This window comes from Pseudomonas sp. GW823-FHT02F05 (assembly GCF_058797315.1).
Genome location: NZ_JBXAJM010000017.1, coordinates 138,491 through 151,898, shown reverse-complemented (window position 1 = coordinate 151,898; position 13,408 = coordinate 138,491). Strand labels below are relative to the sequence as shown.

Sequence of the window (13,408 nt, the reverse complement as noted above, 5' to 3'; positions counted from 1 at the left end):
CAGCAGTCGCAAAATCAGCGCTCGAGTTCTGTCTGAAAGAACTACTGGGTCTGGAATGGGGCTGCTTCGCAGCCCAGCGGGAGCAAGCTCCCTCGCCACAGAGGAGCATTCCAGGCCCATAAGGTGTTAGAACACCGAGGCGTAATCGCCCAACTCAACCTGTACCGATTTGATACGCGTGAAGTTGTTCAGCGAGCTGATCCCGTTCTCACGGCCCACACCCGACTGCTTGTAGCCGCCAACCGGCATCTTCGCGTCGGACTCGCCCCAGGCGTTGATCCAGCAGATACCGGCTTCCAACTGATGAATCACGCGGTGGGCGCGGTTCAGGTCCTTGGTCACCAGGCCAGCGGCCAGGCCGAAGTCGGTGTCGTTGGCACGGCGGATCACTTCTTCTTCGGTCTCGTAGGTGAGGATGCTCATCACCGGGCCGAAGATTTCTTCACGCACGATCACCATGTCATCGGTGCAGTCGGTGAACACGGTCGGGGCCACGAAGGCGCCTTTGGCGAAGTCACCCTCGGTCAGGCGGTCGCCGCCGCACAGCAGGCGGGCGCCTTGCTCTTTGCCTTTGGCGATGTAGCCCAGCACGCTTTCCATGTGGGCGAAGCTGACCAGCGGGCCGAAGTTGGTGTTTTCGTCTTCCGGGTTGCCGATGCGAATACGCGCCACACGCTCGACGATCTTGGCTTCGAACGCGGCTTGCAGGTGCTTGGGCACGAACACGCGGGTGCCGTTGGTGCAGACCTGACCGGAGCTGTAGAAGTTGGCCATCATGGCGGTGTCGGCGGCGCGGTCGAGGTCGGCGTCGTCGAAAATGATCAGCGGGGACTTGCCGCCCAGCTCCATGGTCACGTCCTTGAGCGAGGAGCTCGACGCGCTGGCCATGACTTTCTTGCCGGTGTCGGTGCCGCCGGTGAAGGAGACTTTCTCAATGCGCGGGTGCTCGGTCAGCCAGGTGCCGACTTCACGGCCGCTGCCGGTCAGTACGTTGAACACGCCCGCTGGAACGCCAGCCTCGGTGTAGATCTCGGCCAGTTTCAGGGTGGTCAGCGAGGTGACTTCGCTTGGCTTGAAGATCATCGCGTTACCGGCAGCCAGGGCCGGTGCGGATTTCCACAGGGCGATCTGGATCGGGTAGTTCCACGCGCCGATACCGGCAACCACGCCCAGCGGCTCGCGGCGGGTGTAGACAAACGAGGTGTCGCGCAGTGGGATCTGCTCGCCTTCGATGGCAGGTACCAGGCCGGCGTAGTATTCCAGCACGTCAGCGCCGGTGACGATGTCGACGTACTTGGTTTCGGAGAAGGCTTTACCGGTGTCCAGGGTTTCCAGGGCGGCCAGTTCATCGTTGCGCTCGCGCAGGATGTCCACGGCACGGCGCAGGATGCGCGAACGTTCCATGGCGGTCATGGCGGCCCAGATTTTCTGGCCTTTTTCAGCGCTGGCCACGGCACGTTCAACGTCGTCTTTGGTGGCGCGTTGCACTTGGGCGAGAACTTCACCGTTAGCCGGGTTGATGGCTTCGAAGGTGGCATCGCTGCCAGCGTCGCTGTAGCCGCCGTCAATGTAGAGTTTTTGCAGGTCGAAACGGGCCATAAAGTCCTCGCAAGTGCATAAGTGGTTGGCGTTACCCGCCGAACAGTGGGCCATGGGGGTGTGGCAACACTGAGCGGCGGACGTTCAGGGGTTGAGCATTTATAAGGGCTCTAACTCACCTGCTTGGCCAATTGGAAATCCATGTATTCGTAAGCGATCCGTTGCGCCTGCTCCGTGTCGAAAGCGTCTCCCGACAGGGCGCCGCGCAACCACAAACCGTCGATCAGGGCCGCCAGGCCTCGGGCTGCTTTGCGTGCGTGCGGCAGCGGCAGCACTCGGCGGAACTGGCAGCACAGGTTGGAATACAGACGTTGATCGTTGATCCGCTGCAACCTGTGCAATGACGGGTGGTGCATGCTGGTGGCCCAGAAGGCCAGCCAGGTTTTCATTGCCGGGCCGTTGACCTGGCTGGCGTCGAAGTTGCCTTCGATGATCACCTGAAGGTGCGCCCGTGGGCTGTCATCCTTCAAGGCACGCCTGCGTTCTTGCACGTTCTCGATCAGCGCATTCATCAGGTAGCGCATCGTCGCTGCGATCAGGCCGTTCTTGTCCTGAAAGTAGTGGCTGATGATGCCGTTCGAGACGCCGGCCAGACGGGCGATCAGCGCAATGCTGGCATCTCCCATCCCGACCCGATCGATGGCCGTCAACGTGGCTTCGATCAACTGCTGGCGGCGTATGGGTTGCATACCGACCTTGGGCATGTAGCACCTCTCCTTAGGCCTGCCGATGGGCGATCCACGTCCGTCGGCTTGAGGGCCAGTCTATTTTGTTTTGATTGAACGTTCAATCAACAAAGAATAAGATCTGCGACAAATGGTCGCTGCCTACAGATGTTTCCTACCTGCGAGCCGCAACCTTCGACACCTGCAAAAACCCTTGAAACAGGCCACTTCAGAGCCTGATCACCGCTTAGGCGGGCTCAAGAATTTTGGGGTGTCTTTATAACACCCGTCCGTCGACTGCCGAAAAATCGATGTCCCGGGATAACCGTTGCCTTGTGTTTCTCTCTCGCACTGCCTGGAGCATCTGCGCCATGAGTTCTGCCTCTCTTATAAAGACCCCACCGGAAAAGGTCCGGGTCAACGGTTGGGTGTTCTACACCTCCACCGCGCTGATTTTATTGTTGACCGCCATTCTGATCGTCGCCCCGCAGGAGGCCGGGCGCATGCTCGGCGTAGCCCAGGCCTGGCTGTCGAAAAGCTTTGGCTGGTACTACATGGTGGTCATCGCCGCCTACCTGGTGTTTGTGGTCGGCCTGGCGTTTTCGTCCTATGGGAAACTTAAGCTAGGTGCGAAGGACGATACCCCAGACTTCAGCTACGGCGCCTGGGCCGGCATGTTGTTCTCGTCGGGTATCGGCATCTCGCTGTTGTATTTCGGTGCGTCCGAGCCGTTGGACCATTACTTCAACCCGCCCGAAGGCGCTGCCGCCAGCAATGGCGCGGCACGCCAGGCGCTGCAACTGACCTTCCTGCACTGGGGCCTGCACGGCTGGGCGATCTATGCGCTGGTCGGCCTGGCCGTGGCGTACTTTGCGTACCGCCACAACCAACCGCTGGCCCTGCGTTCGGCGCTGTACCCGCTGGTGGGCGAGCGTTGGGTGAAGGGCGCGGCTGGCCATGCGGTAGACGGTTTCGGCATGTTCGTGACCCTGCTGGGCCTGGTGACCAACCTGGGGATCGGCTCGATGCAAGTGTCGTCGGGGCTGGAAAACCTGTTCGGCATGGAGCACAGCAATACCAATTTGCTGATCGTGATCATCGTGATGAGCACCGTGGCGACCATTGCCGCCGTGTCGGGTGTGGAAAACGGTATTCGTCGTCTGTCCAACCTCAACATCGTGCTGTTCAGCGGTTTGCTGATCTTCGTGCTGTTGTTCGGCCCCACCTTGCACCTGCTCAATGGCCTGGTGCAGAACACCGGTGATTACCTCAACGGTATCGTGCTGAAAACCTTCGACCTGTATGTGTACGAAGGCGACGGTGCCAAGACCGAACGCTGGATGGGCCTGTGGACCTTGTTCTACTGGGCCTGGTGGATTTCCTGGGCGCCATTTGTGGGCATGTTCATCGCGCGTATTTCCCGTGGTCGCACCGTGCGCGAACTGGTGGCTGGCGTATTGCTGATCCCGCTGGGCTTTACCCTGGCGTGGCTGTCGATCTTCGGCAACTCGGCCCTGGACCTGGTGTTGAACCATGGGGCGGTGGAGTTGGGCAAGACGGCGCTGGAGCAACCGTCCATGGCCATCTACCAGCTGCTTGAGCATTACCCAGCGTCGAAAGTGGTGATCGGCGTGTCGATCTTCGTGGGCTTCGTGCTGTTCCTGACGCCTGCGGATTCCGGCGCGGTGATGATGGCCAACCTTTCCTGCAAAGGCGGCAATGTGGATGAAGATGCGCCGCACTGGTTGCGTATCTTCTGGTCGGCGGTGATCACCCTGGTGACCATCGGTCTGCTGTTTGCCGGCAACTTCGAAGCCATGCAAACCATGGTGGTGCTAGCGGGGCTGCCGTTCTCTGTGGTGCTGGTGTTCTTTATGTTCGGTTTGCACAAGGCCATGCGCCAGGACGTGGCCACCGAACAGGAGCAAGCGCAATTGGCTGAACGCGGGCGTCGTGGTTTCAGCGAGCGCTTGACGGCGCTGGACCTGCAACCGAGCCAGGCCACCGTGCAGCGCTTTATGGACAAGCACGTAACGCCGGCGTTGGAAGAAGCCGCGAGTGCGTTGCGTGATCAGGGCCTGGAAGTGCAGACCCTGCTGGGCAAGTCCAAGCGCTGCATCGGCGTGCGGATCGAGATGGACGAGGGCAACCCGTTTGTCTACGAAGTGAGCCTGGATGGCTACTCGGCGGCACCGGCTGACCTGCCTGAAGAAGAGCGCACCCGTTACTATCGTGCCGAGGTGTACCTGCACAACGGGCCGCAGGAGTATGACCTGATGGGCTTCACCCAGGAGCAGATCACCCGGGATGTGCTCGATCAGTTTGAAAGCCATCGGCAGCTCCTTGGCCGGGTCTATAGCTGATAGTTGAAGCCTGGTGGTGTCTTCACTGACATGATCGTTCCCACGCTCTGCGTGGGAACACCGCCATGGACGCTCCGCGTCCCGCTCTTGAAGTCGTGACGCGGAGCGTCACAGGGTGCATTCCCACGCAGAGCGTGGGAACGATCCACAGGGTTCTAGCCCAGGTTCTTGCCCAGCAGGGCATGGTAGAGCTCACTGTCCCCCAGTATCCCCACCACCTTGTTGTTGTCATGCAGCACCAGCTTATTGCCTGTCTGGTAGCGAATCTGCAACGCATCGCGCATGCCGATGTTCGAGTCCACCAGCGTCGGTACGCGGCCCAATCCTTCCACGGCTTGCCCTGGCGCCCAGTTCTGCAGGTTCATCGTCACGCCATTCTGGCGTGCGCCCTGGATGGTGTTGCCTTCAGCCAGGTCCAGCCAAGAGTCGCCACCCGGATCAAGGCACACCGAACCATTCACACGCGTGCAGTTATCCAGGGTGCGCATCAGGCTGCGCCCGCACAGCACGTTCAACGGGTTGGTATGGGCGACAAAGGTGCGCACATAGTCGTCCGCCGGGTTCAGCACGATCTCTTCCGGCACGCTGTACTGGATGATCTTGCCGTCTTTCATGATCGCGATACGGCTGCCGAGCTTGAGTGCTTCATCCAGGTCGTGGCTGACGAACACGATGGTCTTGCTCAATTTGCGTTGCAGTTCCAGTAGCTCATCTTGCAAGCCTTGGCGGATCAGCGGGTCGAGGGCCGAGAAGGGTTCGTCCATCAGCAGGATATCGGCGTCCATCGCCAGGGCGCGAGCCAGGCCGACGCGCTGCTGCATACCGCCGGACAACTCGTCGGGCTTCTTGTTGCGCCATTGGCTCAGGCCCACCAGTTCGAGTTTCTCGTCCACCAGTGTGCGTCGTTCTTTCTCTGGGCGGCCCTGCATCTCCAGGCCGAAGCTGATGTTCTCGCGCACCGTCAGCCATGGCATCAGGGCGAACTTCTGGAACACCATGGCGATGCGTTTGGTGCGCATCATTTTCAGCTCGGCGGGGGTGCAGGAGGCGATGTCGATCTGACGCCCTTCATGCTCCACAAACAGCTGGCCACGGCTGACGGTATTGAGGCCGTTGATGCAGCGCAGCAAGCTGGATTTGCCTGAGCCCGAGAGGCCCATCAGCACACAGATCTCGCCTTTCTCGATATCCAGGCTGGCGTTCTCGACGCCGACGATCTGCCCGGTCTTCTTCAGGATTTCGTTACGGCTCATGCCCTGGTCCAGCAGCTTGAGCGCTTCGCGTGGGTCTTTGGAAAAGATCACGTCGACTTTGTCGAATCGGATAATGCTCATGCATCACCCCCTACTTTAGCGTCGGGTTGTTTGCAGATACGGTCGAGCATGATGGCGAGCAACACAATGGCCAGGCCCGCTTCAAAGCCCAGCGCAATATCGGCAGTGTTGAGTGCGTTGACCACTGGCTTGCCGAGGCCGTCGGCGCCTACCAGGGCGGCGATCACCACCATCGACAACGACAGCATGATGCATTGGGTAATGCCGGCGGCGATGCTCGGCATGGCGTGGGGCAGTTCAATGCGCGAGAGCAACTGGCGGCGCGAGCAGCCAAAGGCCTTGCCGGCGTCCATCAGCTCTTGCGGCACATCGCGGATACCCAGGTAGGTCAGGCGGATCGGCGCGGCAATCGCGAACACCACCGTGGAAATCAGCCCAGGCACCACACCCAGCCCGAAGAGGGTCAGGGTAGGGATGAGGTAGACGAAGGTCGGCACGGTCTGCATCAGATCGAGTACCGGCCGCATCATGGTGTAGAACATCGGCTTATGCGCGGCAACAATGCCCAGCGGCACACCGATGACCACGCAGACCAGGGTGGCGAACAGCACCTGCGCGAGGGTTTCCATGGTTTCTTGCCAGTACCCCAGGTTGAGGATCAGCAGGAAGGAGGCGATGACAAAAACAGTCAGTCCCCATTTACGTTGAATAAAGTGAGCCAGCAGCGCAATCAGACCGATCAATGCCAGTGGATTGAACCAGGTCAGCGCAAACGTCACGCCGTGGATCATCGTTTCCAGTGTCGATGCGATTGCGTCGAAGTAGTTGGCACCGTGTTGGGTCAACCAGTCGACGAAGGCAGCGATGTACTGGCCTAGTGGGATTTTCTGTTCAGTCAGCATGGTAGTGAATGTCCACATGCGAAGGGGAAAACATCCCAGGCCAGCGCACCGGCCTGGGGTCAGCGGGTGCTATTTGGCGAGGTAAGCTTTAACGGCATCGAGCCCTGGTTTGCCATCAACGGTGGTGACACCGGCGAGCCAGGTGTCGAGCACTTGCGGGTTCTTCTGCAGCCAGGCCTTGGCGGCAGCATCGGCCTTCATCTTGTCGTCCAGGACGTTACCCATCAGGGTGCTTTCCATGTCGAGGGTGAACACCAGGTTTTTCAGCAACTGACCAACGTTGCTGCATTCCTGGGTGTAGCCTTTGCGGGTGTTGGTGTAGATGGTGGCCTGGCCGTAGTTGGGGCCGAACGAGTCGTCACCACCGGTCAGGTACTTCATCTTGAAGCGAGTGTTCATCGGGTGCGGTTCCCAGCCGAGGAACACGATGGCCTGGTTGCGCTTGGAGGCGCGTTCGACCTGGGAGAGCATGCCGGCTTCGCTGGATTCGACCACCTTGAAACCGGCGGTTTTCAGGCCGAAGGCATCTTTGTCGATCAGCGTCTGGATGGTGCGATTGCCATCGTTGCCCGGCTCGATGCCGTAGATCTTGCCGCCCAGCTCATCCTTGAATTTGGCGATGTCGGCGAAGTCTTTCAGGCCCTTCTCATACAGCGCCTCTGGGACCGCCAGGGTGTACTTGGCGTTCTCCAGGTTGGCGCGCACGGTTTCCACGGTGCCGGCATCACGGTACTGCTTGATGTCGTTTTCCATGGTCGGCATCCAGTTGCCGAGGAAAATGTCCATGTTCTTGCCGTCGGCCAGGGACTTGTAAGTCACAGGTACCGAAATCATCGTGGTGCGCGGCTTGTAGCCCAGGCCCTTGAGGATCTCGCTGGTGGTCGCGGTGGTGACGGTGATGTCGGTCCAGCCGACATCGGAGAAGTTGACGGTCTTGCACTGTTCCGGTTCTGCGGCGTGTGCCACGACTGGCAGACTCAGCATGGCGGCCAACAACAACGAGGGTGAACCTTTCATGTGGGTAGACTCCTGTGTCTTTTCTGGCGGCATTCGCCGCGCTTTATAAGTGTTGCGGTTGGAGCGTGCGACAACAGCTCTGGCGCGGTGCCTTGCAAACGAGTCGAGACTGATCATGTACCAGTGAAAATCTGACGCCTACAGGGGGCGTCGTATCCAGTACAGGGAGGGTCGCATCCAGTACCGATGACGTCGCTTACAGGTTTTTCCGAAGGTAAAACTGCTGTTTTTACCCTTCTGCACCGCAAAAAACGGCCAAAACTGGCGTTCGCACGCGAGCGCCGCTGGTGAGCATGAGTGCGTCGGTGTGAGACGCCGTGATGACGAATAAAAGCTTGATGATGCCGCCATCTGGGCGATCTGAGCGTAGCACCTCGTTCAAGCCCGGCCCGTGCTTATCGAGGAGTTCCACGTTAATGGCTATCAGCGTTTTCGACCTGTTCAAGATCGGCATCGGGCCTTCGAGTTCCCACACCGTGGGGCCCATGCGCGCCGCGGCGTTGTTCGTTCAAGGGTTGCGTGAGCGTGGGTGGCTGGAACAGGTGCAGCGTGTCGAAGTGCAACTGTACGGCTCGTTGTCGGCCACCGGCATCGGCCACGGCAGCGACACCGCCACCATCATGGGCCTGATGGGCGAGTGGCCAGACGCAATCGACCCCACGCAAATCGGCGCCCGTATCCACACCCTGCGCGAAACCGACACGCTGCTGCTGGACGGGCGTTTGCCGGTGCCCTTTGTATGGGCGCGGGATATGCGCCTGCTCGATGAGAACCTGCCGTTCCATCCCAATGCCATGACCCTGGTGGTGTTTGGCGAAAACGGCGAGTTGCACCGCGACACCTATTACTCGGTGGGCGGCGGTTTTGTGGTGGATGAAGCCCAGGCCCAAAGCGGTGTGGCGGACATGGACCGCACCGAGCTGCCTTATGACTTTTCCAGTGCCGTGGAGCTGTTGCAGTTGTGCAAGACCCACAACCTGCGCGTTGCCGAACTGATGCTGGCGAATGAAAAAACCTGGCGCAGCGAAGAAGAAATCCGCAGCGGCCTGATGAAGCTCTGGCGCGCCATGCAAGATTGCGTGGAGCAGGGCCTCAAGCACGAAGGCATCCTGCCCGGCGGCTTGAACGTGCGCCGTCGCGCTGCCAAGTTGCACCGCAGCTTGCAGGAGCTGAACAAGCCCAATGTGATCGGCTCGACCTTGAGCGCCATGGAATGGGTCAACCTGTTCGCCCTGGCGGTCAACGAAGAAAACGCCGCCGGTGGGCGCATGGTCACGGCGCCCACCAACGGCGCGGCGGGAATCATCCCGGCGGTGTTGCACTACTTCATGAAGTTCAGTGAAGAAGTCACCGAAGCCAACGTGGTTGACTACCTGTTGGGCGCGGCGGCGGTGGGCATCCTGTGTAAAAAGAACGCCTCGATCTCCGGTGCCGAAGTCGGTTGCCAGGGCGAGGTCGGTTCCGCGTGTGCCATGGCCGCAGCCGGGCTGGCGGAGATCCTTGGTGCCACGCCGGAGCAACTGTGCAACGCTGCCGAAATCGGCTTGGAACACAACCTCGGCCTGACCTGCGACCCGGTGGGCGGCCTGGTGCAAGTGCCGTGTATCGAGCGCAATGCAATTGCGGCGGTGAAGGCGATCAACGCGGCGCAAATGGCGTTGCGTGGCGATGGCCAGCACTTCATCTCGTTGGACCGGGTGATCCGCACCATGCGTGATACCGGGGCCGATATGCATGACAAGTACAAAGAGACATCACGCGGTGGGTTGGCGGTGAGTGCGGTTGAATGTTGAGTCAGTGACATGATCGTTCCCACGCTCCGCGTGGGAATGCCGCCCCGGACGCTCCGCCCATGGGTGACGCAGAGCGTGACAGGATGCATGCCCACGCAGAGCGTGGGAACGAGCTGAAGAGGAGCATCATTGCTCACAAAGTGAACACCCCAGCCAAAATCGCCACCTTTTAGCGCGTCGCAAATAGATAAGTAGCTTCCGAACGAATTCCTACACGATCACACGCCTGATGTGCTTTGGGTGACAGACTCCTCCTACGCCCGCAAAGCGCCTTCCCACAAGTGCTACCGATCTGCTCACCCCCCTTGAACTCCGCCCGTTATGCGTCATATCCCGCACTTCACGCGTGGGCTCATATAGACGCATAAACAGGTCGTTTTCAGGAGTTCTTGAATAGCCATTCAATTTTAGGCATGGCATTTGCTCTATCAATTACAAAGCCTCTCCTTTTCAGGACGAGCGCAATAACAAGAGCCTCGCCTGAGGCCGCCACCCGCTTTGTGTGATGTGAGGAGATACCGCGATGACGTCGACCAACTCCGGGGCCCAACCCCAGAACCGTGCGCCTCAATCCATCGGCTTTTTGCTGCTGGACAATTTCACGCTGATTTCCCTGGCGTCAGCCGTGGAGCCACTGCGCATGGCCAACCAGCTGTCCGGCCGCGAGCTGTATCGCTGGACAACCCTGAGTGTCGACGGCAACCAGGTGTGGGCCAGCGATGGCCTGCAAATCACACCCGATGCCTCCATGCACAAAGCACCCGTGCTGGACACGGTCATCGTGTGTGGCGGCGTGGGTATCCAGCGCACCGTCACCCGTGAACATGTGTCGTGGCTGCAAAGCCAGGCACGCCAGTCTCGTCGCCTCGGCGCAGTGTGCACCGGCAGTTGGGCCCTGGCCTGCGCCGGCTTGCTCGACGGCTTTGATTGCAGCGTGCACTGGGAATGCCTGGCGTCGATGCAGGAAGCCTTCCCGCGGGTGGCCATGAGCACGCGCCTGTTCACCCTCGACCGCAACCGCTTCACCAGCTCCGGTGGTACCGCGCCCCTGGACATGATGTTGCACCTGATCAGCCGCGACCACGGCCGTGAATTGTCGGCCGCCATCTCCGAGATGTTCGTGTACGAACGCATCCGCAACGAACAGGATCACCAGCGTGTGCCGCTCAAGCACATGCTTGGCACCAACCAGCCGAAGCTGCAGGAAATCGTCGCGCTGATGGAAGCCAACCTCGAAGAGCCAATCGATTTGGACGAACTGGCGGTGTATGTCGCCGTGTCGCGCCGGCAGTTGGAGCGGCTGTTCCAGAAATACCTGCACTGCTCGCCGTCGCGCTACTACCTCAAGCTGCGCCTGATTCGTGCGCGGCAGTTGCTCAAGCAAACGCCGATGTCGATCATCGAAGTCGCCTCGGTGTGCGGGTTTGTGTCTACGCCGCACTTTTCCAAGTGCTACCGCGAATATTTCGGCATTCCGCCACGGGATGAACGTGTCGGCTCCAACACCACCCAGCAAGTGGCGATGATGCCGATTCCGCAGGCGTTGGTGTTGTCACCGTTGTCGGGGCCGATGTCGGCGTTGAGCCAGGCCAGGAACGAGTCGACGTTTGCCAGTGTAAGGCTCTAAACCGAGTCGTCTGCATCGCAGGCAAGCCAGCTGCCACCTTGGAATGCGTTCTCCTGTGGGAGCTGGCTTGCCTGCGATAGCGGTATTTTCAGGCGCCGGAGTTCTGTTTGAATTGCATCAGCGCCGGCAACAACTGCTTGTCGATCGCCTGGCGCACGGCCGGCAAAATGGTCGCCTTGCCGGTGTACATTTGCTCCACCATTCCCTTGAGCGCCTTGGCCCGCGCTTCGCTCAAACCGCGCACTGCACATTCACACGCCTGCTCGGCGCTGGCGCCGCTGGACACTTCAAAACCCAGTGAGCGCAGTTGGCTCAGCAGGTCATCCTGATCAATCAAATCCGCGTGCATCATGACGTTTATCCTGGTGTAGGGAACAGGGATTGACCTGGATTCTGGTAGGCCCTTGCTGGGTGGGCAAGAGCAGAATCGAGCGATGGCTTGGATGGCTATGAACAGGTCGTTTTCGGGTCACTTGGCAATACGGTTAATAGGCACACTGAACCCAGGCACGCAGCTTGACGGTTTGGTCACCCTCCAGATGCACAGCTCACACAAGGCCCCTCTGCCCCGATCCAGTCACGGCTGGCTCGGGGCTTTTTTTGCCGGTAAACCGATGACACGGCCAAGCAGGGCAGGCCTTGGCAGCTCGGCCTGGGCAGCGCCGATCGCGGCAAGCCGTTGCAGCGTGGCCTCGGTGAACAGCGTGGCCTGCGGCCCGGCCAGGTCGACGTGCAACAGCATCTGTTCATTGCCGGCCAGTTCCTCGTCGTCTCCCACCCGGTGCAGGCTGTGATAAAGGTGCAGGCGCTTGGCGTCATGGGCGATCAGTTGGGTATGCACCTCAACCTCGGCCCCGAGCTTCACCTCATGCAGGTAGTTCAGGTGCAGCTCCAGGGTGAACAGCGAGTGGCCACTGGCTTCGCGGTTTTCGCTGTCCAGCCCCAGCGCGTCCATCAGCGCATCGGTGGCGTAGCTGAAGATCAGCAGATAGAACGCGTCACGCAGATGGCCGTTGTAGTCGACCCAGTCGGGCAGGATTTTCGTGGTGTAGGTGGTCAGTGCGGGCATGGCATGAATCCAATTCAGTGTGCGGTCAAATGTGCTGGCCGGCCTGCGATAGCAATGGTGAGGCCAACACCGCCATCGCAGGCAAGCCAGCTCCCACAGGGTTATTCGGCGAAGTTCATGCCGTGCTTGGCCTTGGTTGTTTTTACGGCTTCCAGCACCGCCAGCAGGCAGTCATCACGATAGCGCTCCAGCGCCGAGATGCTGTGGTTACCCAACTGCTCAGCGGTGCCATCGACCACATCATCAATCAGCTTTTCAGTCAATTCAGGCGCCGGTAGATAAGTCCACGGCAGCTGCAACGCCGGGCCGAACTGTGCCATGAAGTGGCGCATGCCGGCGTCGCCGCCCGCCAGTGTGTAAGTGAGGAAAGTGCCCATGAACGACCAGCGCAACCCGGCACCAAAACGAATGGCGTCGTCGATTTCGCCGGTGGTCGCCACCCCGTCATTGACCAGGTGCAGCGCCTCACGCCACAGCGCTTCCAGTAGGCGGTCGGCAATAAACCCCGGCACTTCCTTGCGCACATGCAAAGGACGCATGCCCAGGGATTCATACACCGAGATCGCCGCCTGGATTGCCTCTGGCGCGGTGTTTTTGCCGCCCACCACTTCTACCAGTGGCAACAGGTAGACCGGGTTGAAGGGGTGGCCGACCACGCAGCGTTCCGGGTGGGTAGAGCTTTCATAGAATTCGCTGGGCAATAGCCCTGAGGTGCTGGAGCCGATCAATGCGTTCGGCTTGGCCGCGGCGCTGATCTGGCTGTGCAATTGCAGCTTCAGCTCCAGGCGTTCCGGGGCGCTTTCCTGGATGAAGTCGGCGTCTTTTACGCAGTCTTCGATGGTAGTGACAAAGCGCAGGCGGTCCTGGGAGGCACCTGCCGCCAGGCCCTGTTGTTCAAGGGCGGGCCAGGCGTTGGCGACGCGTTTGCGCAAGGCCGCCTCGGCGCCGGGCGCGGGGTCCCAGGCCACCACATCCAGACCATGGGCAAGGGCACGGGACACCCAGCCGCTGCCGATGACACCGCTGCCCAACGCGGCGAAGGTTTTGATTTCGGTGATAAAGCGCATGGCATATTCCTAAAGTGTTCGATGATCCTTTG

At 60.2% G+C, this 13,408-nt stretch carries 11 protein-coding genes; 3 read left to right on the top strand and 8 right to left on the bottom strand.

Features of this window, described 5'->3' with window-relative positions:
- Nucleotides 1-126 precede the first annotated feature (126 nt).
- A complete protein-coding gene (gene betB / locus AC1RAC_RS20630) occupies nucleotides 127-1,599 on the bottom strand; it encodes a betaine-aldehyde dehydrogenase (protein ID WP_054922365.1) in 1,473 nt (490 codons plus the stop codon).
- A gap of 110 nt (nucleotides 1,600-1,709) precedes the next feature.
- Complete coding sequence (betI, locus tag AC1RAC_RS20625) at nucleotides 1,710-2,303, bottom strand: transcriptional regulator BetI (RefSeq protein ID WP_003194919.1); 594 nt, start codon at nucleotides 2,301-2,303, stop codon at nucleotides 1,710-1,712.
- 389 nt (nucleotides 2,304-2,692) lie between these two features.
- Between betI and AC1RAC_RS20620 the strand changes: the two genes are divergently transcribed.
- The gene (locus tag AC1RAC_RS20620; RefSeq protein WP_230633881.1) at nucleotides 2,693-4,627 is read left to right on the top strand and encodes a BCCT family transporter; all 1,935 of its coding nucleotides are present in this window, start codon (nucleotides 2,693-2,695) and stop codon (nucleotides 4,625-4,627) included.
- Nucleotides 4,628-4,782: 155 nt separating this feature from the next.
- Here AC1RAC_RS20620 and choV read toward each other — a convergent pair whose 3' ends face one another.
- The 3 genes from choV to AC1RAC_RS20605 all read right to left on the bottom strand — a co-directional run bounded on the left by choV (nucleotide 4,783) and on the right by AC1RAC_RS20605 (nucleotide 7,820).
- On the bottom strand, nucleotides 4,783-5,961 hold the full coding sequence (choV, locus tag AC1RAC_RS20615; protein ID WP_054922367.1) for a choline ABC transporter ATP-binding protein: 1,179 nt from the start codon (nucleotides 5,959-5,961) through the stop codon (nucleotides 4,783-4,785).
- On the bottom strand, nucleotides 5,958-6,803 hold the full coding sequence (gene choW, locus AC1RAC_RS20610; protein WP_003194913.1) for a choline ABC transporter permease subunit: 846 nt from the start codon (nucleotides 6,801-6,803) through the stop codon (nucleotides 5,958-5,960). Before choW ends, choV begins: the two co-directional genes overlap by 4 nt.
- 69 nt (nucleotides 6,804-6,872) lie before the next feature.
- A complete protein-coding gene (locus tag AC1RAC_RS20605; protein ID WP_034128893.1) occupies nucleotides 6,873-7,820 on the bottom strand; it encodes a choline ABC transporter substrate-binding protein in 948 nt (315 codons plus the stop codon).
- A 416-nt stretch (nucleotides 7,821-8,236) separates the two neighbouring features.
- Between AC1RAC_RS20605 and AC1RAC_RS20600 the strand changes: the two genes are divergently transcribed.
- Both AC1RAC_RS20600 and gbdR read left to right on the top strand, forming a co-directional pair.
- Nucleotides 8,237-9,613: an L-serine ammonia-lyase gene (locus tag AC1RAC_RS20600; protein WP_014720257.1), complete on the top strand. Its 1,377-nt coding sequence runs from the start codon at nucleotides 8,237-8,239 to the stop codon at nucleotides 9,611-9,613.
- 523 nt (nucleotides 9,614-10,136) lie between these two features.
- Nucleotides 10,137-11,240 (top strand): choline metabolism transcriptional regulator GbdR, encoded by a 1,104-nt coding sequence (gbdR, locus tag AC1RAC_RS20595; RefSeq protein WP_034128892.1) that lies wholly within the window; start codon nucleotides 10,137-10,139, stop codon nucleotides 11,238-11,240.
- A gap of 88 nt (nucleotides 11,241-11,328) precedes the next feature.
- On the opposite strand, the gene AC1RAC_RS20590 is transcribed toward gbdR, so the two are convergent.
- The 3 genes from AC1RAC_RS20590 to AC1RAC_RS20580 all read right to left on the bottom strand — a co-directional run bounded on the left by AC1RAC_RS20590 (nucleotide 11,329) and on the right by AC1RAC_RS20580 (nucleotide 13,376).
- On the bottom strand, nucleotides 11,329-11,592 hold the full coding sequence (locus AC1RAC_RS20590; RefSeq protein WP_034128891.1) for a hypothetical protein: 264 nt from the start codon (nucleotides 11,590-11,592) through the stop codon (nucleotides 11,329-11,331).
- A gap of 225 nt (nucleotides 11,593-11,817) precedes the next feature.
- Entirely contained in the window at nucleotides 11,818-12,309 is a 492-nt protein-coding gene (locus AC1RAC_RS20585) for a thioesterase family protein (protein ID WP_054922373.1), read from the bottom strand.
- A 101-nt stretch (nucleotides 12,310-12,410) separates the two neighbouring features.
- The gene (locus AC1RAC_RS20580) at nucleotides 12,411-13,376 is read right to left on the bottom strand and encodes an L-carnitine dehydrogenase (protein ID WP_034128889.1); all 966 of its coding nucleotides are present in this window, start codon (nucleotides 13,374-13,376) and stop codon (nucleotides 12,411-12,413) included.
- Nucleotides 13,377-13,408: the final 32 nt, after the last annotated feature.

Bases quoted from the DNA above. Each gene is read 5' to 3' on its own strand.
- betB (WP_054922365.1), bottom strand. From the start codon at position 1,599: ATGGCCCGTTTCGACCTGCAAAAACTCTACATTGACGGCGGCTACAGC.
- betI (WP_003194919.1), bottom strand. From the start codon at position 2,303: ATGCCCAAGGTCGGTATGCAACCCATACGCCGCCAGCAGTTGATCGAA.
- choV (WP_054922367.1), bottom strand. From the start codon at position 5,961: ATGAGCATTATCCGATTCGACAAAGTCGACGTGATCTTTTCCAAAGAC.
- choW (WP_003194913.1), bottom strand. From the start codon at position 6,803: ATGCTGACTGAACAGAAAATCCCACTAGGCCAGTACATCGCTGCCTTC.
- AC1RAC_RS20605 (WP_034128893.1), bottom strand. From the start codon at position 7,820: ATGAAAGGTTCACCCTCGTTGTTGTTGGCCGCCATGCTGAGTCTGCCA.
- AC1RAC_RS20600 (WP_014720257.1), top strand. From the start codon at position 8,237: ATGGCTATCAGCGTTTTCGACCTGTTCAAGATCGGCATCGGGCCTTCG.
- gbdR (WP_034128892.1), top strand. From the start codon at position 10,137: ATGACGTCGACCAACTCCGGGGCCCAACCCCAGAACCGTGCGCCTCAA.
- AC1RAC_RS20590 (WP_034128891.1), bottom strand. From the start codon at position 11,592: ATGATGCACGCGGATTTGATTGATCAGGATGACCTGCTGAGCCAACTG.
- AC1RAC_RS20585 (WP_054922373.1), bottom strand. From the start codon at position 12,309: ATGCCCGCACTGACCACCTACACCACGAAAATCCTGCCCGACTGGGTC.
- AC1RAC_RS20580 (WP_034128889.1), bottom strand. From the start codon at position 13,376: ATGCGCTTTATCACCGAAATCAAAACCTTCGCCGCGTTGGGCAGCGGT.